Genomic DNA, 20,619 nt, shown 5'->3' on the forward strand with positions numbered 1-20,619 from the left:
GATTGGGGCGCTTTGATGACACCTACGCTCGTGCGGCAGCACCTGACTCACACGGGAGAGACATCCCCCGTGGACCCAGGGGCACGCGCGCGTGACTGGTCCGAAATACAGGAGCGGATGCTGGTCCCGCTCTACGAGGCCGTCTACGAGCGACTCGATGTGGGCAACGGCACCCGGCTCCTCGGCCTCGGCTGCGGCAGCGGGCTCGCCCTGCTGATGGCCGCCTCCAGAGGGGCCGCGGTCACCGGCGTCGACCACTCCTGCCCCGAACGCCTCGCCCTGGCCCGGGAGCGGCTGCTTCCCGAGGCGTCGGGCACACGCGCGCGTGCGGACACGCGGCTGGTCGACGGCTCACCACAGGACGCGGCCGACGCGGAGACGCCCGCGTACACCCTGGTGACCGCTTTCGAGCCCATCGGGTGTCTCGCGGGCGACTCGGAGGGGCTCGGCGAACTGTTGCGGGCGGCGACACCGCTCGCCGAGCGCGGGGCGCCCGTGGTGCTCGCCGGCTGGGGTCCGCCGGAGCGGTGCGCCACGTCCTCCGTGCTGCGAGTGGCCACGAAGCTGGCCGATCCGCTGCGCAGCGCGGGCAGTTGGCGCCCCGCCCTTCGCGACGACCTGGAGGAGGTCGCCCACCGGGCGGGACTGAAGCCGGACGGCTCCGGACGGGTCGCGTGCCCCTTCGGGTACGCCGGCCTGGGCAGCGCCGTCAGGGGTCTGCTGTCGACCGGCCTCTTCGACGCCGCGATCTCCGCGACGGACCAGGCGCAGGTCGACAAGGAGCTGGCGGAGGCGCTCCATCCGCATCTGCGGCGGGACGGCACGGTGTGGATGCCGAACGTGTTCCGCTATCTCATCGCGCGCGTGCCCTGAACATGGCCTGATCCAGGCGCTGCGGCCCGCGGCCCGCTTCGTTGCACAGGGTCCGTTTCCCCTGTGTACAGGAGCTGTTGTGCCGTACCGCAAGACCGCGCTGCCCGTCGCCGTTCTCGCCGTCCTCCTCACCGCCGGCTGCGGTGGCGGTGACGGCGGCGACGCCGACGCGAAGACCCCGGCGACGGCGTCACCCTCCCAGGACGCTTCTCTCGCGCCCGGCGAGAGCGCCACGGGCAAGGTCACCGAGGACCCCGGCACGGTCACCTACGCGATCGCCGCCCAGAAGGTCGACGTCGGCACCGAGGCCGAGGCGCGCAAGGCGGTCTCGGAACCGGCGAAGGCCAAGGGCCTGGTGCTGGCGACCGCCCATGTCACCTACACCCACCGGGGCGGGCCGGCCCTCACCGACTCCCCCGAAGTCGGCGACGGCACCACGGTGTTCGCGGACGGACAGCGCGGCGCGATCCTCATCGGCGCGGCCGAGAACGCCCCGGGCTGCGAGGACCCGTACGACGTGGAGAGCTGGAAGCGGGGCGAGCGCCACACGTTCTGCGAGACGTATCTGATCCCGGCCGACGCCCGGAACGTGGAGGTGCATTGGTCCGAGGAGGACGCGGAGCCGTACGTCTGGACGTTCCCGCGGGTCTAGGGCTCGTCCTTCGTCAGCCGGGTGATCCCCGCGATCCGGTACGCGTCCGCCTCCTCCAGGGTCTCGTTCTCCAGCAGCGCCTGGGCGAGGTCGTCCAACTGGCCCCGGTGGTCGCGGAGTTTGCGGCAGGCCTCCTCGTAGCACTCGTCGACGATCCGGCGCATCTCGCCGTCGATCACGTCGAGGGTCTGCGGGGCGGCCGCCAGCCCGTAGGCCTGCTGGGCGTCGTTGGGGAGGGCGGAGAGCCGGCCGACCCGTTCGCTCATGCCCCACCGGGCGACCATGCCGCGCGCGATGTTGGTGACCTGTTCGAGGTCGTTCTCCGCGCCGGTCGTGATCACGCCGTAGACGACCTGTTCCGCGGCCATGCCGCCCAGCGCGCCGATGATGCGGCCGCGCAGGTACTCCTCGGTGTACGCGTACTTGTCGGCGTCCGGCGTCGACAGCGTCACCCCGAGCGCCCTTCCGCGCGGCACGATGGTGATCTTGCGGACGGGGTCGGCACCCGGCTGGAGCATGCCGAGCAGGGCGTGACCGCTCTCGTGGTACGCGGTGCGGCGGCGTTCCTCCTCGGGCATCACCAGCGGGCGTTCGGCGCCCAGTTGGACCTTCTCCAGGGCCTCCGAGAGGTCGCTCTGCGTCACCCTCTCCTGCTTGCGCTTGACCGCGAGCAGGGCGGCCTCGTTGGCGAGGTTGGCCAGTTCCGCGCCGGTCATGCCGGGGGTGGTCCGGGCGACCTGGGCGAGGTCCACGCTGTCGGCCATCGGGATGTCACGGGTGTGGATCTCCAGGATCGCCTCACGGCCGCCCCGGTCCGGGGGCGAGACCATGACCACCCGGTCGAAACGGCCGGGACGGGTCAGGGCCGGGTCCAGGACGTCGGCCCGGTTGGTCGCCGCGATCACGATGACGCCCTCGGAGCCGGAGAAGCCGTCCATCTCGGTGAGGATCTGGTTGAGCGTCTGCTCGCGCTCGTCGTGGCCGCCCATGCCGGAGCCGCCGCCGCGGGCCCGGCCGATGGTGTCGATCTCGTCGATGAAGATGATCGACGGGGCCACCTTGCGGGCCTCGGCGAACAGTTCCCGCACGCGTGAGGCGCCGACACCGACGATCATCTCGATGAACTCGGAGGCCGAGGCGGAGAAGAAGGGCACCCCCGCCTCACCGGCGACCGCCCGCGCGAGCAGCGTCTTGCCGGTGCCGGGAGGCCCCGCGAGGAGCACACCGCGCGGCATCTTGGCGCCCATCCTCCGATAGGCGTCCGGGTTCTTCAGGAAGTCGACGACATCGTTGAGCTCGCCCTCGACCTCGTCGATGCCCGCCACGTCCGCGAAGGTCGTGCGCTGCTTGCCCGGCTCCAGCTCGACCGGCTTGGGCGGGGCCTTGCGCCCGAGCATCCCTCCCGCGCCGCCCATCGCCCCGCGCATCCGCCGTGCGATGAAGATCCACAGCACGACCAGCAGCAGCATCGGCGCCAGCGAGATCAGCAGGTTGGACAGGAAGCTGCGGTGCTGCACGACCGGCTCGGCCGTGACCGTGACGTTGTGCTTGGTCAGGTCCTCCCAGAGCTGGTCGTCCGCGAAGGTCGGCCGCTCGGTGTTGAACTTGGTGTACTTCCCGTCGCCCTCCGGGTTGTCCTGCTCCTTCTTGAGCTGGCCCTGGATCGCGTCGCCCTTGGCGTAGATCTTGCTGACGTTGCCGGCGTCCACCTGCTTGCTGAACTCGGTGTACGAGATCGTCGGCTCGTCACCCTCGTTGAAGAAGGACAGCACGAGGTTGGCGATCAGGTACACGACCAGCGCGGTGACGACCAGGCTCCACCAGCCGCCCCACGGCCTGCGCCCACCGGGGGACGGCTTCTGCGGCTCCTCCGGGGTCCCCTCGGTACGCCAGAGCTGGTCCGGCGACTTGCGGGGCGGCGTGGGGTTGCTCATATCCGGACGTTACGACAGGAAAGCCACGCCAGCATGCGCGGTGACGACGCCGGGGGCGCCCCCTGGAAAGGGAGCGCCCCCGGCGTCGTACAAGAAAAAACTCTCAGCCCATGAACTTCTTGAACTCGTCCGGCAGCTCGAAGTCCTGCGGAGCCTGCTGGCCCGGGACGCCGAAGGCGTTGCCGCCCTGAGCGGCGGCGGCGCGGCGCGCGGCCTCCTCCTGCTCCTGCTGCTTGCGCTTCATCGGGTTGCCGGAGCGCTGCTTGCCCTTGGCCTGCTTCGGCTGCTTCTTCGTGCGGCCGGGGCCGCCACCCATGCCCGGCATCCCCGGCATGCCCGGCATCCCGCCGCCCTGGGCCATGCGGGACATCATCTTGCGGGCCTCGAAGAACCGCTCGACCAGGCCCTTGACCGCGCTGACCTCGACGCCGGAACCCTTGGCGATACGGGCGCGACGCGAGCCGTTGATGATCGTCGGCTCCTGGCGCTCGGCCGGGGTCATCGACTTGATGATCGCGGCCGTGCGGTCGACGTCCCGCTCGTCGAGGTTGTTGATCTGGTCCTTGATCTGCCCCATGCCGGGCAGCATCCCGAGCAGCTTGCTGATGCTGCCCATCTTCCTGACCTGCTCCATCTGGGCCAGGAAGTCGTCCAGGGTGAAGTCCTGGCCCTTCTTGGACGCCAGCTTGGAGGCCATCTTCTCGGCCTCTTCCTGGCTGAACGTCTTCTCCGCCTGCTCGATCAGGGTGAGCAGGTCACCCATGTCGAGGATGCGGGAGGCCATCCGGTCAGGGTGGAAGGCGTCGAAGTCGTCGAGCTTCTCGCCGTTCGACGCGAACATGATCGGCTTGCCGGTGATCTGCCGGATCGACAGGGCCGCGCCACCGCGGGCGTCACCGTCGAGCTTGGAGAGCACCACGCCGTCGAAGCCGACGCCGTCGCGGAAGGCCTCGGCGGTGTTGACCGCGTCCTGACCGATCATCGCGTCGACGACGAAAAGGATCTCGTCGGGAGAGACGGCGTCACGGATGTCCGCGGCCTGCTGCATCATCTCCTGGTCGATACCGAGGCGGCCCGCGGTGTCGACGATGACGATGTCGTGGACCTTGGACTTCGCGAAGTCGATGGAGTCCTTGGCGACCTTGACCGGGTCACCGACGCCGTTGCCCGGCTCCGGCGCGTAGACGGCGACGCCGGCGCGGTCGGCGACCACGCTCAGCTGGTTCACGGCGTTCGGGCGCTGGAGGTCGGCGGCGACCAGCAGCGGGGAGTGGCCCTGGCCCTTGAGCCAGTGGCCGAGCTTGCCCGCGAGGGTCGTCTTACCGGCACCCTGGAGACCGGCCAGCATGATGACGGTGGGCGGCTGCTTGGCGAAGCGCAGGCGCCGGGTCTCACCGCCGAGGATCGTGACGAGCTCGTCGTTGACGATCTTCAGGACCTGCTGGGCGGGGTTCAGCGCCTTGGAGACATCGGCGCCCATCGCGCGTTCCTTGACGTTCTTGATGAACGTCCGGACGACCGGGAGGGCCACGTCGGCCTCAAGGAGCGCGATACGGATCTCGCGCGCGGTGGCGTCGATGTCCGCCTCGCTCAGACGCCCCTTGCCGCGCAGATTCTTGAAGGTCGCTGAGAGGCGGTCGGAGAGAGTATCGAACACGGCGGCGTCGGTCCTCGGAGTCGGGGGCAGTATGAGCGTCTTCCAGGGTATCCCGGCCCGGCGGCTCGCCGGGATCCCCCGTCAGCCCCGCAAGGTCTCCTCCAGCTTCCGTGTCACCGAAGCCGCCTCGTCGCCGGGCAGCGGCGCTCCCTCGGGACCGGTGACATAGAACGCGTCCACCGCGTTCGCCCCCAGCGTCGACACATGCGCACTGCGCATCCGCACCCCCGCGTCCTCCAGCGCCCGCCCGATCCGGAACAGCAGCCCCGGGGCGTCCTGGGCGCGGACCTCGATCACCGTGGCCAGGCGGGAGGCGGCCGGGGCGACCGTCACCCGCGGCGGCGGGGCGACCACGCCTCGGCGGCGCGGGTAGGCCGCGTCCCGCTCCGCGAGCCGGCCCGCGATGTCGAGCGAACCGTCCAGCGCCCGCACCAGATCCGCCCGCAGCCGCGCGGCCTGCGGAAGCGACCCGTACTCCGCCGCCACCCGCCAGTTCAGGAGCAGCACCGAGCCCTCGACACCGTGCGGCAGGTCCAGGGCGCGCAGCTCGGCGGTCCGGACGGTCAGGCGGTGCATGGCCAGCACGCCCGCCACCGCCGGGAGGACCCTCGGCTGGTCCGGTACGGCGATCAGCAGCTCCACGCCCAGCGGCTCGGGGTCCCCGGAGGGCTCCTCCCCCGTCGGCGGTTCCGTCTGGGCCCGCAGCGACAGCACCGGGCTGCCGGTCGCGACCGCCTCGATCGCCAGCCGCTCCTGCTCCGCCGTGGGCGCGGCGGCCTCGGGCTCGTCCAGGTCGTCGCCGGCGAGCACGGCCGCGACCCGCTTCACCAGGTCGGCGACGAGCGAACCCCGCCAGGACGACCAGGCCGCAGGGCCGGTGGCCAGCGCGTCCGCCTCGGTCAGGGCGTGCAGCAGCTCCAGCGTGGACTGCGTGCCGACCGCCTCCGCGACCGACCGGACCGTCTCCGGGTCCTCCAGGTCACGCCGGGTGGCGGTGTCGACGAGGAGGAGGTGGTGCCGTACGAGAGTGGCCAGTACGGCGACGTCCTCGCGGTCGAAGCCGATGCGCGCGGCGACGTCCTTCGCGATGATCTCGCCGGCCACCGAGTGGTCGCCGGGCCAGCCCTTGCCGATGTCGTGCAGCAGCGCGGCGACCAGCAACAGGTCCGGCCTGTGCACGCGTCGCGTGAACTCCGAGGCGCGGACCGCCGTCTCGATCAGGTGCCGGTCGACGGTCCAGATGTGCACGGCGTTGCGCTGCGGGCGGCAGCGCACCCGCTCCCAGTCGGGGAGCAGCCGGGTGATCAGGCCCTCGGCCTCCAAGGCCTCCCAGACGTCGATGGTCGGGGCGCCGGAGCCGAGCAGGGTCACGAGCTGCTCGCGGGCCTCGGCGGGCCAGGGCGTGGGCAGCGGACGGGCGTGGGCGGCCATGCGCCGTACGGCGTGCAGCGACAGCGGCAGTCCGGCCTGGGCGGCGGCGGCCGCGGCGCGCAGCGGCAGGACGGGGTCGCGTTCGGGGCGTGCGGCGCGGGCGAGCACCACCTCGCCGTCCATCTCGACGACGCCCTCGGCCAGCGGCGACCGCTCGGCGACCGGCTTCCCGCCGCCGAGCATGGCGCGCAGCCGGGGTCGCACGGACCGCGACCTGAGCACGCGCCCCACCTCGCGCCAGGTGACGTCACTGGCGTACGACACGACGCGCGCGGCCTCGTAGACCTGCCGCAGCAGCGTGTCCGCGTCGAGCAGGCCGAGCTCGGCGGCGACCTGGTCCTGTTCCTGGAGGGCGAGCCGGTCGGTGGCGCGCCCGGTGGTGAGGTGCAGGGCGTCCCGGACGTCGAGGAGCCGGCGCCGGGCGTCGTCGAGGCCCTCGCGCGGGGCGTCGGCCAGCCAGGAGGCGGCGACGGCGCGCAGGGCGGTGGCGTCCCTGAGGCCGCCGCGGGCCTCCTTGAGGTCCGGCTCCAGCAGGTACTGGAGCTCGCCCTGGCGTTCGGCGCGTTCGGCGCAGAGTTCCTGGAGTTCGGGGAGGCGTTTGGGTGCCTGGTTGCGCCAGTCGGCGAGGACCGCGGTGCGCAGTCCGGCGGTCAGGCCGAGGTCGCCGGCGAGATGCCGGGCGTCGAGGAGGCCGAGCTGGACCTTCAGGTCCTCCCCGGCGGTCTTGCGGGCCTCCACCGGGGTCCGCACGGAGTGGTCCAGGGCGAGGCCCAGGTCCCAGACGGGGTACCAGATGCGGTCGGCCAGGGCGGCGACCGCGCCGGGGTCACTGCCGTCGTGCAGCAGGAGGAGGTCCAGGTCGCTGCGCGGTGACAGCTCGCCGCGGCCGTAGCCGCCGACGGCGACCAGGGAGGCGCCGCGCAGCGCTTCGGAGCCTGCGGTGAACAGTCCCGTCAGCCAGTCGTCCGTCAGTTCGGCCAGGGCCGAACGGCGCGGCGGCCCGGACTGCGCCCCCTCGTTGAGGAGACGCAGCCGGGCCGCCGCATAGCCGCTGGGTCCGGAGTCCTCTGCTTCTTTTCGCACGTCCGTACTCGACACCCAGCAGCTCCTGTTCGTTTCGCTCAGAGCGCGTCGGGACCGCGCTCGCCGGTCCGGACCCGTACGGCCGTCTCGACCGGCAGGGACCAGACCTTGCCGTCACCGATCTTGCCGGTGCGGGCGGCCTTCACGATGACGTCGATCAGCTGCTCGGCGTCGTCGTCCTCGGCGAGGACCTCGATGCGGATCTTCGGGACCAGGTCGACGGTGTACTCGGCACCGCGGTAGACCTCGGTGTGGCCCCGCTGACGACCGTAACCGCTCGCCTCGGTGACCGTCAGACCGTGTACCCCGAAGGCCTGGAGGGCTTCCTTGATCTCGTCGAGCCGGTGGGGCTTGACGACTGCGGTGATGAGCTTCATGCGTCCACCTTCTTGCTCGCGGCGGCGGCCGGGGCGGCGACGGTGGCCTTGGCGGAACCGCCACCCGCGCCGCTGAAGTCGTATGCGGTCTCGGCGTGCTCGGCCTGGTCGATGCCGGAGATCTCCTCGTCCTCGCTGACCCGCATACCGATGGTCTTGTCGAGGAGGAAGGCGAGCACCGCGGAGGCGATCAGGGAGTAGGCGAGGACGGCGAAGACACCCGCGCACTGCTTCCAGAACTGGTCGAGGCCACCGCCGTAGAAGAGGCCCTCGACGTCGGACTGGCCCTTGCCGCTGGCGAAGAAGCCGATCAGCAGGGAGCCGACGACACCGCCGACCATGTGGACACCGACGACGTCGAGCGAGTCGTCGTAGCCGAACTTGTACTTCAGGCCGACCGCCATGGCGCACAGGACACCGGCGATGACGCCGACCGCGATCGCGCCGATCGGGGTGACCGCGCCACCGGACGGGGTGATGGCGACGAGACCGGCGACCGCGCCGGACGCGGCACCGAGGGTGGTGAACGCGCCGTGGCGGATCTTCTCGTAGCCGAGCCAGGCCAGCATGGCGGCGGCGGTGGCGATCTGCGTGTTGACGAACATCAGGGAGCCGACGCCGTCGTCGTTGCCGAGCCACGAGCCGGCGTTGAAGCCGAACCAGCCGAACCACAGCAGACCGGCACCGAGCATGACCAGCGGGAGGCTGTGCGGGCGCATCGGGTCCTTCTTGAAGCCGACGCGCTTGCCGATGACCAGGATGACGCCGAGCGCGGCGGCACCCGCGTTGATGTGGACCGCCGTACCACCGGCGAAGTCGATCACTCCGAGCTCGAAGGCCCAGCCGCCGGTGCCCCAGACCCAGTGGGCGACCGGGAAGTACACGATCGTGGCCCACAGGAAGACGAAGAGCGCCCACGCGGAGAACTTCACGCGGTCGGCGATGGCGCCGCTTATCAGGGCCGGCGTGATGATCGCGAACATCATCTGGAAGACGGCGAAGGCGAAGACCGGGATCGTGTACCCGGACCAGATGTCGCCCTTGTCGATGCCCGTCCAGCCGAAGAAGTCGTTCTCCCAGCCGATGAGCGAGCCGTGGTCCGTCCCGAATGCCATGGAGAAGCCGTACAGCACCCACAGGATGGTGACGATCCCCATGCTGATGAAGCTCATCATCAGCATGTTGAGGGTGCTCTTGACGCGGACCATGCCTCCGTAGAAGAAGGCGAGGCCCGGGGTCATGATCAGCACCAGGGCGGAACAGATGAGCATGAAACCTGTGTTGGCCACCGACAGCTTGTCTGCGGCGAGCGTGATGGCTGGTGCCATCGGCGTCTCCTCGTCGTTGGTACGGCCCCGTGCGGGCGAAGCCTGAGCGGATTGAGGGGTGGGCCGGTTATGCGCCATGAGATTGGCGCAGCGCGGTTTCGGTGGAAGCCCCTCGTTGTTTCGCCGCCGTGACGAAGGCGCCGCGCGTGTTACGCCTCGATGAACTGCCGGATGTCCGGCGCGCGCATCGTTATCGTGGCGCAACCTTCGATGAATGGGACCGCAACCATCAATTGAGGAACCCCTACGGCGCCCAGCCGCATCCGCGAGAGCGGCGCCGGTTTAGGCGCAAAGGGGGGAACCGACCGCGGCGGTCTTCCGATGACCTGGCATGGGGGAGCCGAGTCGGGCAGTTCGGGAGGGCCGCCGCGGCCGGGGTTCAGGGAATTCAGACGGCCTCGGCCGTCTCCGGCAGCTCGATGGCGAGCTTGTCCGTGAGATCCACTACCTCGGCGAGTTCACCGAAATCGCGTACGGCCGTGTCGACCGTCTTTCGGATACGAGTGTTCACGCGCTCGGAGCGGACCTTCTTGGCGATGACCATGGCCTCCTCGGCCAGAACCGCGCTGCGCTCGGGTTCCCGCTGGAGCAGGTGCACGGTGGCCATGCCGATCAGGTTGAGTGCGTACGACCGCTGGTGTTCCTGGTCCTTGGCGAAGAGCTCGACGGCCCGCCGCATCAGGGGCTCGGCCAGGGAGGCGTACGTCGGGCTGCGGCCGGCGACATAGGCGAGGTCGCGGTAGGAGTGGGAGTTCTCGCCGTACAGCTCGGCCTCGGAGAAGAAGCGGATCCAGTCGGGGTCCGGCTCGTCCCACTCGTCGGCGTCGGAGAAGGTGTCCTCGGCCATCCGGACGGCACGCTTGCACTTGCCGGGCTGCCCCATATTGGCGTACGCGCGGGCCTCCATCGCATACAGCATCGACTGGGTCCGCGGGCTCGCGCAGTCCCGGCTGCCGTACTGCGCGAGATGGATCAGCTCCAGGGCGTCGTCGGGCCGGCCGAGGTGGATCATCTGGCGGCTCATGCTGGAGAGGACGTACGAACCGAGCGGCTTGTCGCCCGCCTCCTTGGCGGCGTGCAGCGCGAGGACGAAGTACTTCTGCGCGGTGGGCTGGAGTCCCACGTCGTACGACATCCAGCCCGCGAGCTCGGCCAGCTCGGCGGCGACCTTGAACAGCTTGCGGGTGGTGGACTCGGGCTGGGGCTCCTGGAGGAGGTCGGTCACCTCGTGCAGCTGGCCGACGACCGCCTTGCGGCGCAGGCCGCCGCCGCACTGGGCGTCCCACTGCCGGAACATCACGGTGGTGGACTCGAGGAGGTCCAGCTCGGGCTTGGAGAGCCGGCCGCCGCGCCGGGCCGAGGACTCGGGCTCGTGGTGCGCGGTGGACGGGGTGGGGACGAGCCAGCGCTGCATGGGCTCGATGAGGGACGGGCCCGCGGAGAGGGCCAGCGAGGTTCCGAGGAAGCCGCGCCGCGCCAGCATGAGGTCGCTGCGCGAGAACTCGCTGAGCAGGGCCACGGTCTGCGGGCCCGTCCAGGGCAGGTCGACCCCGGTCGCGGAGGGTGACTGACGGGCGGCGCGCAGGCCGAGGTCCTCGACCGAGACGACGCAGCCGAACCGCTCGGAGAACAGCTCCGACAGGATCCTGGGGATCGGCTCGCGGGGGTTCTCGCCGTCCAGCCAGCGGCGGACGCGCGAGGTGTCGGTGGAGATGTGGTTGGCGCCCAACTGGCGGGCCCGGCGGTTGACTTGGCGGGCGAGTTCGCCCTTCGACCAACCGCTGCGCACGAACCAGGAGCCGAGCAGCTCATTGGGGCGCTTGTCGCCGTTCGCCGCGCTGCCGGCGCCCGTTCCGCTTCCGCCGTTGCCGCTCACTGGAACGCCCCCATCCCTGAGACCACTTGTCGCTGAGTGCGCCAAGCCCTATCAGAATGCCGGTAAATACGGCTTCCTGTCCGTCAGTTGTCACCCTTCGAACGGGATATCGACTTGCCTCCGGCATACCCACGAGTGGATGTGCCCCCAGGCCTTGTGTACTCAAAGTAATCCTACGATCACCCCTCCAGCCATGGCGATCCCGGAAACGCCACCATTCGCCACCCCTTCGAATGAACTCACGGTCGCCCGCACGCGATTCACTTGACATAGGACAGCCGGGAGTGGGCGGAGCGGTGCACTCAGGGGCGCGCGGGACCGGGCGCACCACCCGGGGCGCATCCGGGCGCCGAGTGGACGGGCCCGGGACCGCTCAGGTCACTTTCCGTGCGCGTCTCGTAACCACCGGTGCGCTGGACCCGTTGGAGGGGGCATGGGCTTCACGATCGGCAGCAGTCGGGGGATCCGCGACATCCGTTCCTCCTCGCGTCGCCGCGGCCGCTCGTCGGAGTGCACCGCCGTGGCCGAGTTCACCGGCCTGTGGGGCTGGGACGTGGTCCCGGGCGCCCGGGCCGCCGGCGGCGCGTGCTCCTGCGGGCACTCCGACTGCCGGGCACCGGGCGCGCATCCACTGGACTTCGCCCCGGAGGTGCCCGCGGGCGCGACGCTGGACGAAGTGACCGGTGCCTGGGCCGAGTTCCCGGGCGCCGCGGTGCTGCTGCCGGTCGGCCGCGCCTTCGACGTGATCGAGGTGGCCGAGCCCGCCGGGCACCGCGCGCTGGTCCGCCTGGAGCGCATGGGCCTGCCCCTCGGCCCGGTCACCGCCACCCCGGACGGCCGCGCCCACTTCTTCGTCGCCCCCGGCGCCGCCGCCGAGCTCCCGGAGCTCCTCTACCGCATGGGCTGGGACGACCCCACCTCCCTGGACCTGCGCGGCCTGGGCCCCGGCACACACATCACGGCTCCCCCGTCCGACCGCGGCGGCCTGGGCCCGGTGCGCTGGCTGCGCCCACCGGCCCTGGACTCGGCGACGAAGCCACCGGCGGCGAGACTGCTGCTGGGGACGCTGGCGTACGTAGCACACCGGTCGCGCGCATAGCCGTACACAGCGAAGTGCCCCGCTCCCAACTGCACCTTGGGGGCGGGGCACTTCTTCACACGGTTCGACAGCGCGCCTAAGGGGCGCGGGGCCGTATCAATTTGCGGCTCCGCCGCGTGGGCGCGACCAGCCACAACGGCGCCGCAGACGATCACCGGCCGTCACGGCTCTCCCAGCGGAGCGTTCAGTCGCCGATCAGCGCATCCACGAACGCCTCGGGCTCGAACGGCGCCAAGTCATCCGCCCCCTCGCCCAGACCCACCAGCTTCACCGGCACTCCCAGCTCCCGCTGGACCGCGATGACGATGCCGCCCTTGGCCGTGCCGTCGAGCTTGGTGAGGACGATGCCGGTGATGTCGACGACCTCGGCGAAGACGCGGGCCTGCACCAGGCCGTTCTGCCCGGTCGTCGCGTCCAGCACCAGCAGCACCTCGTCCAGCGGCGCCTGCTTCTCGACGACCCGCTTGACCTTGCCGAGCTCGTCCATGAGCCCGGTCTTGGTGTGGAGGCGCCCGGCGGTGTCGATCAGCACGACATCCGCGCCGATCTCCTTGCCCTCCTTCACCGCGTCGAAGGCGATGGAGGCGGGGTCGCCGCCCTCGGGACCGCGCACGGTGTGGGCGCCGACGCGCTCACCCCAGGTCTGGAGCTGGTCGGCGGCGGCGGCACGGAAGGTGTCCGCGGCGCCGAGCACGACGGACTGACCGTCGGCGACCAGGACGCGGGCCAGCTTGCCGGTGGTCGTGGTCTTGCCGGTGCCGTTGACACCGACGACCATCACGATGCCGGGCTTGCCGGTCTCGGGCTCGGTCTTCACCGTACGGTCGAAGTCCGTGCCGACCAGCTTCAGGAGCTCCTCACGCAGCAGCGCGCGCAGCTCCTCGGGGGTACGGGTGCCGAGCACCTTCACGCGCTCGCGCAGGCCCTCGACCAGTTCCTGGGTGGGGGCGACGCCGACGTCGGCGGTGAGGAGGGTGTCCTCGATCTCCTCCCAGGTGTCGTCGTCGAGGTGCTCGCGGGACAGCAGGGTCAGCAGGCCCTTGCCGAGCGCGTTCTGCGAGCGGGAGAGACGGGCGCGCAGCCGCACCAGGCGGCCGGCGGTGGGCTCCGGGACCTCGATCTCGGTCGGCGGGAGCTCTTCGACGACGGGCGGTTCCCCGACGGCGACCGGGGCGGTGCCGTCGGGCAGGTCCACCTCCTCTATCGTCCGGCGCGGTTCGTCGCGGGGCGTCTCGGCCTCGTCGCCGACGTGCGGCTCGGCCGGAGGGGCGGTGATGTCGGGCGCTGACGGAGGCGGCGGGGGCAGCGGCTTCTTACGTCGGCTGCCGACGACGAGCCCGCCGAGCACACCGAGCACGACCACGGCGATGACTACAGCAAGGATGACGGTTTCCATAACGGGTCCAGTATGCGTGACCCCGGGTACGGTCGGCCGTTGCCCGACAGGGGCCGCGCGCCTTCCGCGCCGGTCCGGCCGGCCCTCGGCTCCGTGCCGCCCGGCCGCCGTCGAGAGGCCGGCAGGACCATGGCAATCTGACACTCTGTCAGCTAACGTCCCCCACCACCGACTGAAGGGGGACCCCCATGCCCGTCACGGTCGTCCGCTTCAACCTCGTCGAGCCCGCCGCCACCCCCGCCTCGCTCCGCGCCCGCTACCAGGCCGCCCTGGAGATGGCCGCGTACGCCGACGACCACGGCGTCACCACCGTGCAGACCGAGGAGCACCACGGCGTCGCGAACAACTGGCTCCCCTCCCCCTTCGCCTTCGCGGGAGCCGTCTTCGGCGCCACCCGCCGTATCGCGGTCACGGTCTCGGCGATCATCGGCCCGCTGCACGACCCGCTGCGGCTGGCCGAGGAGATCGCCGTACTGGACCTGCTGAGCGGCGGACGCCTGGTCACGGTCGCCGGGATCGGCTACCGGCCCGAGGAGTACGCGCTGTTCGACGTGGAGTGGAAGCGGCGCGGCAAGCTCCAGGACGAGCTGCTGGAGACGCTGCTGAAGGCGTGGACCGGCGAGGAGTTCACCTACCGGGGCCGTACGGTACGGGTCACCCCGCGCCCGTTCACCGACCCGCACCCCCTTCTCCTGGTCGGCGGCTCCTCGAAGGCCGCCGCCCGCCGGGCCGCCCGGCTCGGGCTGCCCTTCTTCCCCAGCGCGCATCTGCCGGAGCTGGAGGCGTACTACAAGGAGCGGCTCGTCGAGTACGGGACGGAGGGCTGGACGATGATGCCGGCCGCCGAGACCCCGTTGCTGCACATCGCCGAGGACCCGGAGGCGGTGTGGGCCGCGCACGGGGAGCACTTCCTGCACGAGGCACGGACGTACGCCTCCTGGCAGTCCGGGGACATCCGGTCGGCGGTGAGGTCGGCGGCGACGAGTGTGGACGAGCTGCGCGCCGAGGGCGTGTACCGGATCCTGACGCCGGACGCGTGTGTGGCGCAGGGGCTCGACAATCTCGTACTGCATCCGCTGGCGGGCGGGATGCCGGTCGCGGAGGGGTGGCGGAGTCTGCGGCTGTTCTGCGAGGACGTACTGCCGAGGCTCGGCGGCTGACCTCCACGGCATGACACCGCCGCCCCGGCTCGGGCAGTGGCCGAGCCGGGGCGGCGGTGGCGGTCACGGGGAGACGGGCAGCGGGGTTGGGCCCGTCTCCCCGGGTTCGTGCGGGCCGCTCAGCCCATCTCCTCCAGCGCCTTGCCCTTCGTCTCCTTGACGTACTTGAGGACGAAGGGGATGGAGAGCGCGGCGAAGACCGTGTAGATCACGTAGGTCACGGAGAGGTTCCAGTCGGCCAGCGACGGGAAGCTCGCGGTGATGGCCCAGTTGGCGATCCACTGCGCGGAGGCGGCGACGCCGAGCGCGGCGGCACGGATCCGGTTCGGGAACATCTCGCCGAGGAAGACCCAGACGACGACACCCCAGGACAGGGCGAAGAAGAGGACGAAGACATGGGCCGCGATGAGGGCGGTCCAGCCCTGGGCGGCCGGGAGCTTGCCGTCGACCAGGTCGAAGGAGAACGCCCAGGCCTCCAGGCCGAGACCGATCACCATGCCGACGGAGCCGATGAGGGCCAGCGGCTTACGGCCGATGCGGTCGACGAAGATCATGGCGATCACGGTGCCGACGATGTTGATGATCGACGTCGTGAAGGAGTAGAAGAACGAGTCCGTCGGGTCGACGCCGACCGACTGCCACAGCGTCGAGGAGTAGTAGAACGCGACGTTGATGCCGACGAACTGCTGGAAGACCGACAGCCCGATACCGACCCAGACGATCGGCTTGAAGAAGAAGCTCCCGCCGAGCAGGTCCTTGAAGGTCGACTTGTGCTCGCTCTTCATCGCGTGCTCGATCTCCGACACGCGCGCGTCGAGGTCGATCTTGTCGCCCTCGACCTCCGCGAGGATCTCCCGGGCACGCTCGTGCTTGCCGACGGAGATGAGGAAGCGCGGGGACTCGGGGATGGCGAAGGAGAGCAGGCCGTAGAGGACGGCCGGGACCACCATGACGCCGAGCATGACCTGCCAGGCCTCCAGGCCCATCAGCTTGCCGCGCTGGTCGCCGCCGGCCGCGTTGAGCAGACCCCAGTTGACCAGCTGCGAGATGGCGATGCCGATGACGATCGCGGCCTGCTGGAAGGAACCGAGACGGCCGCGGTAGGCCGGCGGGGCGACCTCGGCGATGTAGGCGGGGCCGATCACGGAGGCCATGCCGATGGCGAAGCCGCCGACGATGCGCCAGAAGGCGAGGTCCCAGAGCGCGAAGGGCAGCGCCGAGCCGACGGCGCTCACCGTGAAGAGCACGGCCGAGATCTGCATACAGCGGATCCGGCCGATGCGGTCGGCGATACGGCCCGCGGTCGCGGCGCCGATGGCGCAGCCGATCAGGGCGATGGCGATGACCTGCGCCAGCGCCGCCGAGCCGATGTCGTAACGGCCCCGGATGGCCTCGACAGCACCGTTGATCACGGAACTGTCGTAGCCGAACAGGAAACCGCCCATCGCGGCCGCCGCCGCGATGAAGATGACGTGCCCGAGATGATCGGGATGAGCCGTCCTGGCTCCTGACTTGGGTGGCTGCGCAGTGCTGGTCACGTTCAACTCCTAAGGCCATCGGCAACGCTGCCTGAAGGCAAGAACAACGATGCAGACCTTATGCCTTCAAGTTATGAAGTCAACACCGGTGGCGGTGTGAGAAAACAGGCACCGGTGAGGAGGTTGAGTTCAAGGATTGAAGAAGTGAAGACCGGGTAGACGTGACTAGCGCAGCCGCTGGCTGATGACCTTCGAGACGCCGTCGCCCTGCATGGAGACGCCGTACAGCGCGTCGGCGACCTCCATCGTCCGCTTCTGGTGCGTGATCACGATGAGCTGCGAGGCCTCCTGCAGCTCCTGCATGATCCGGATCAGCCGCTGAAGATTGGTGTCGTCGAGCGCGGCCTCGACCTCGTCCATGACGTAGAACGGGCTCGGCCGTGCCTTGAAGATCGACACCAGCAACGCTACGGCCGTGAGGGACCGCTCGCCACCGGACAGCAGGCTGAGCCGCTTGACCTTCTTGCCCGGCGGACGCGCCTCGACGTCCACGCCCGTGGTGAGCATGTTGTCGGGATCGGTCAGGATCAACCGCCCCTCACCGCCCGGGAACAGCCGGCTGAAGACACCCTCGAACTCACGGGCCGTGTCCCGGTACGCCTCGGTGAAGACCTGCTCGACGCGCTCGTCGACCTCCTTCACCACCTGGAGGAGATCGGCGCGCGTCTTCCTCAGGTCCTCCAGCTGCTCGCTGAGGAACTTGTGCCGCTCCTCCAACGCCGCGAACTCCTCAAGGGCCAGCGGATTGACCTTGCCGAGCTGCTGGTACGCCCGCTCGGCCGCCTTGAGCCGTCGCTCCTGCTCCGCCCGGTGGAACTGCCTCGGCTGGTTGCGCGGATGCTCCGGGTCCTCCGGCAGCTCCTCGCCCTCGGCGGGCGGAGAGGGCGGTACGAGCTGATGCGGGCCGTACTCGGAGACCAGCCCCGCGGGCTCGACCCCCAACTCCTCCAGCGCCTTGGTCTCCAACTGCTCGATCCGCATCCGCTTCTCGGCACCGAGGACCTCGCCGCGGTGCACGAAGTCGGTGAGCTTGTCGAGCTCGGCCTTGAGATCGCGGCCGGTGGCACGAGCGGCGGTGAGCTCCTGCTCCCGGCGAGCCTTCGCGGCCTCGGCGGCGGTCCGCTCCGCGTCGGCGCGGGTCAGGGAGACCTCGACATGGGCCAGCAGTTGCCGCGCCCCGGAAGCGACGGCCTCGGCGACCGTCGCCTCGTGCCGCAGCCGCGCCCGCCGCTGCTCGGCACGCGCGCGTGCGTCGCGCTCCGCGCGGGCGGCACGGTCGAGGGAGTCGGCGCGGCCGGCCAGACCCTTGACGCGCTCCTCGTGCGTACGGACCTGGAGGCGGGCCTCCATCTCGGTCTGCCGCGCGTTGGCACCGTCGGCGGCGAGCCGGTCCCGTACAGCGGTGTCCGGCTCCTCCTCGACGGGCATCTCCTCGGCGACGGCGAGACGTTCGGCGAGTTCCTCTACGTCCTGGAGGGCCTTGTCGAGTGCGTCCTGGGCCCGGGCGGCAGCCGCGGTGGACCGCTCGGCCTCACCGGCGGCGCCCCTCGCCTGCCCGGAGAGGCGGCCGAGCTGTTGGGCGACGGTGGACTTCTCCCGGTCCGCGGCCCGACGCTGCTCCGCGAGCTGCTCGACCCGGGTGGCGCATTCCTTGCGCCGGTCCTGGGCGGCGTGCTGCGCCTTGGTCAACTCCTCGCATTTCACCGCCAGTTCTTCCAGCTGAGCGGCTGCCTCGTCCACGGATGCCTGTACTTCGAGGAGGCTGGGGGCGCCTGCGGAGCCGCCGTGGGCGAAGTGGGCGCTCAGCAGGTCGCCTTCGGCGGTGACTGCGGTGAGGTGGGGGTTGGCGTAGACGAGGTCTTCGGCGTCTTCGAGGGTGCTGACGATGACGATGCCGTGCAGAAGGCGCTCTACCGCCGGCATGAGGTCGGAAGGGCCGCGGACGAAGTCTGCCGCGTGCTGTTGTGTGGCGTCTGCGGGCGCATCGTGGCTGGTCGCGCAGTTCCCCGCGCCCCTGAGGGGCGCTTCAGGTGACCCGGCGAGCAGTAGTGACGCCCGACCGCCGTCCTGCTTGCGCAGCAGACGGATCGCGTCCGCCGCCGCTGACGGGGACGTGACCGCCAGGGCGTCCGCCGCCGCGCCGAACGCCGCCGCCAGTGCCACCTCGTAGCCCGGGGTCACCGTCAGCAGCTCCGCCGCCGGGCCCAGCAGGCCGGTGAGGCGGTCCTTCGCGCCGAGCAGTATGCCCGTCCCGTCCTTCCTTCGCAGGCCAAGCGCCAGCGCCTCGTGCCGGGCCTGTGTCGCCGCCCGCTTGCGCTCCGCCGCGGTCGCCGCCTCGCGGGCTGCCGTCAGCGTTGCCTCCGCCTCGGCCAGGGCCGCCTTCGCCGCGTCGTGCTGCTCGGCCAGCTCGGCATCCCCTGCGTCGAGCCCGTCGACCTCGGCCTTGAGGGCCTCGTACTCCTCCTGCGCGGTGACGGCCCGCTCCTGGGCCTCGTCCCGTGCCGCGGCCAGGCGGTCGATCTCGGCCTGGGCGGAGGCGGCGCGGGAACGGGCCGCGTTGACCTGGCCGTTGAGGCGGGCCAGGCCCTCGCGGCGGTCGGCGATGGCACGGGCGACGTCCTTCAGACGCCGTTCCTCGTCGGTCAGCGCGCGTTCCAGTTCGGCGCGGTGGGCGACCGTGTCCTCCAGGGCGTGCTCGGCCGCCTCCAGGGCCGCCTCCAGCTCGGCCTCCTGCTCCCGGATGCGGGCGGCCTCGCGCTCCATGTCCTCGGGGTCACGGCCCCGGCGTTCCTCGGGCGGGGCGGAGGTCGCGCTCTTCACGCGCGCGTCGGCGAGCGAGACGGTGCCGCGCACCCGCTCGGCGAGCTGGGAGAGCTCGTACCAGGTCTGCTGGGCGCGCTGGAGGCGTGGTGTGAGCTGCCGTACCTCGTCCTCCAGGAGCGCCTCGCGCTGGAGCGCCTCCTTCAGCTCCTGCTCGGCGTTCTCCTTGCGGTCCTTCAGCGCGGCCTCGTCGGCGACCTCGGTCTTGAGTGCCTCACGCAGTCGTACGAGGTCGTCGGCGAGCAGGCGCAGGCGGGCGTCCCGGAGATCGGCCTGGATGACGGCGGCCCGCCGGGCCACCGCTGCCTGGCGGCCGAGGGGCTTGAGCTGCCTTCGGAGTTCGTCCGTGAGGTCCTGCACGCGCGCGAGGTTGGCCTGCATCGCGTCCAGCTTGCGGAGGGCCTTCTCCTTGCGCTTGCGGTGCTTGAGGACTCCGGCCGCCTCCTCGATGAAGGCGCGGCGGCCCATCGGGTCGGCGTGCAGGACGGAGTCGAGCTGGCCCTGGCCGACGATGACGTGCATCTCGCGGCCGATGCCGGAGTCGGAGAGAAGGTCCTGGATGTCGAGGAGGCGGCAGGTGTCGCCGTTGATCTGGTACTCGCTGCCGCCGTTGCGGAACATGATCCGCGTGATGGTGACCTCGGCGTACTCGATGGGCAGCGCGCCGTCGGAGTTGTCGATGGTCAGGGACACCTCGGCGCGGCCGAGCGGCGGACGCCCGGTGGTGCCGGCGAAGATGACGTCCTCCATCTTGCCGCCGCGCAGCGACTTGGCACCCTGCTCGCCCATGACCCAGCTGAGGGCGTCGACGACGTTGGACTTGCCCGAGCCGTTCGGTCCCACGACACACGTGATGCCCGGCTCGAACCGGAGCGTGGTCGCCGAGGCGAACGACTTGAACCCGCGGAGGGTCAGGGCCTTGAGGTGCACGCCGCTGGACTCTACCCGCCGGGGTTGTCTCACTCCATGAACGTGCTGTTTCCCGCGGTTTCACCCATGAACGTGCAGGGCACATCAGACGTTAAAGAGAGTGAGGGAAGTGCGGGGGAAAGAAAGAAGGGACGCCGAAGCGTCCCTTGCAACTCTGACAACTTAGCGGTTGATACGGGCAGCCCAACCACTGCTTGTCGTGATGCGATGCAGTGATCAGGTGAGCGCAGGCTCCGCCTGGTGTGCGTCGATGCTCTCCAGAAGCGAGTCGTGAGAAGCGGCAGCCGCGAGCGCGTCGTTCTCGGCCTGGATCCGTACGAGCTCGGATTCCAGGTCCTGTACGCGCTGCTGGAGCCGTCGCATCTCGGCAATGAGTCGCGGGTCGGAGCCGCCGACGTAACCGAGAAGCGCCTTTGCCATGATGGATGGTCCTCCACACTGAGTGACCGACCGAAGCGGTGTGGG

At 70.7% G+C, this 20,619-nt stretch carries 14 protein-coding genes; 4 read left to right on the forward strand and 10 right to left on the reverse strand.

Features of this window, described 5'->3' with window-relative positions; genetic code table 11:
• Positions 1–15 precede the first annotated feature (15 nt).
• Complete coding sequence (locus tag OG885_RS13795) at positions 16–873, forward strand: SAM-dependent methyltransferase (RefSeq protein WP_405730768.1); 858 nt, start codon at positions 16–18, stop codon at positions 871–873.
• Between the two features lie 79 nt (positions 874–952).
• The gene (locus tag OG885_RS13800; RefSeq protein ID WP_405730770.1) at positions 953–1,525 is read left to right on the forward strand and encodes a hypothetical protein; all 573 of its coding nucleotides are present in this window, start codon (positions 953–955) and stop codon (positions 1,523–1,525) included.
• Here OG885_RS13800 and ftsH read toward each other — a convergent pair.
• From ftsH to OG885_RS13830, 6 genes are all read right to left on the reverse strand, one after another.
• The gene (gene ftsH / locus OG885_RS13805) at positions 1,522–3,459 is read right to left on the reverse strand and encodes an ATP-dependent zinc metalloprotease FtsH (protein WP_405730772.1); all 1,938 of its coding nucleotides are present in this window, start codon (positions 3,457–3,459) and stop codon (positions 1,522–1,524) included. The genes OG885_RS13800 and ftsH overlap by 4 nt on opposite strands.
• 103 nt (positions 3,460–3,562) lie before the next feature.
• Positions 3,563–5,116: a signal recognition particle protein gene (gene ffh, locus OG885_RS13810; RefSeq protein WP_405730774.1), complete on the reverse strand. Its 1,554-nt coding sequence runs from the start codon at positions 5,114–5,116 to the stop codon at positions 3,563–3,565.
• A gap of 81 nt (positions 5,117–5,197) precedes the next feature.
• Complete coding sequence (locus tag OG885_RS13815; protein ID WP_405730776.1) at positions 5,198–7,645, reverse strand: [protein-PII] uridylyltransferase; 2,448 nt, start codon at positions 7,643–7,645, stop codon at positions 5,198–5,200.
• Between the two features lie 23 nt (positions 7,646–7,668).
• Positions 7,669–8,007, reverse strand: coding sequence for a P-II family nitrogen regulator (locus tag OG885_RS13820; protein WP_003997576.1), 339 nt, complete (start codon positions 8,005–8,007; stop codon positions 7,669–7,671).
• The gene (locus tag OG885_RS13825) at positions 8,004–9,335 is read right to left on the reverse strand and encodes an ammonium transporter (protein WP_405730778.1); all 1,332 of its coding nucleotides are present in this window, start codon (positions 9,333–9,335) and stop codon (positions 8,004–8,006) included. The genes OG885_RS13820 and OG885_RS13825 overlap by 4 nt, the downstream gene beginning before the upstream one ends.
• Before the next feature lie 388 nt (positions 9,336–9,723).
• Complete coding sequence (locus OG885_RS13830; protein WP_405730780.1) at positions 9,724–11,211, reverse strand: hypothetical protein; 1,488 nt, start codon at positions 11,209–11,211, stop codon at positions 9,724–9,726.
• Positions 11,212–11,644: 433 nt separating this feature from the next.
• Here OG885_RS13830 and OG885_RS13835 point away from each other — a divergent pair, with 433 nt between their 5' ends.
• The gene (locus tag OG885_RS13835) at positions 11,645–12,310 is read left to right on the forward strand and encodes a bifunctional DNA primase/polymerase (RefSeq protein WP_405730782.1); all 666 of its coding nucleotides are present in this window, start codon (positions 11,645–11,647) and stop codon (positions 12,308–12,310) included.
• Between the two features lie 184 nt (positions 12,311–12,494).
• Here the strand turns inward: OG885_RS13835 and ftsY are convergent, their stop codons facing one another.
• Positions 12,495–13,706 carry a signal recognition particle-docking protein FtsY gene (gene ftsY, locus OG885_RS13840; RefSeq protein ID WP_405730784.1) on the reverse strand — a complete coding sequence of 404 codons (1,212 nt, stop codon included), beginning with the start codon at positions 13,704–13,706 and terminating at the stop codon, positions 12,495–12,497.
• Positions 13,707–13,894: 188 nt separating this feature from the next.
• On the opposite strand from ftsY, the gene OG885_RS13845 reads away from it, so the two are divergent.
• Complete coding sequence (locus OG885_RS13845) at positions 13,895–14,866, forward strand: LLM class flavin-dependent oxidoreductase (protein WP_405730786.1); 972 nt, start codon at positions 13,895–13,897, stop codon at positions 14,864–14,866.
• A 119-nt stretch (positions 14,867–14,985) separates the two neighbouring features.
• On the opposite strand, the gene OG885_RS13850 is transcribed toward OG885_RS13845, so the two are convergent.
• From OG885_RS13850 to OG885_RS13860, 3 genes are all read right to left on the reverse strand, one after another.
• A complete protein-coding gene (locus OG885_RS13850) occupies positions 14,986–16,404 on the reverse strand; it encodes a sugar porter family MFS transporter (RefSeq protein WP_405730788.1) in 1,419 nt (472 codons plus the stop codon).
• A gap of 165 nt (positions 16,405–16,569) precedes the next feature.
• Positions 16,570–20,154 carry a chromosome segregation protein SMC gene (gene smc / locus OG885_RS13855; protein WP_405730790.1) on the reverse strand — a complete coding sequence of 1,195 codons (3,585 nt, stop codon included), beginning with the start codon at positions 20,152–20,154 and terminating at the stop codon, positions 16,570–16,572.
• A 216-nt stretch (positions 20,155–20,370) separates the two neighbouring features.
• Positions 20,371–20,574 carry a hypothetical protein gene (locus OG885_RS13860; RefSeq protein WP_037649730.1) on the reverse strand — a complete coding sequence of 68 codons (204 nt, stop codon included), beginning with the start codon at positions 20,572–20,574 and terminating at the stop codon, positions 20,371–20,373.
• Positions 20,575–20,619 lie beyond the last annotated feature (45 nt).

Origin of the sequence: Streptomyces sp. NBC_00028, assembly GCF_045041065.1 — a bacterium.
Taxonomy (GTDB): Bacteria; Actinomycetota; Actinomycetes; order Streptomycetales; family Streptomycetaceae; genus Streptomyces.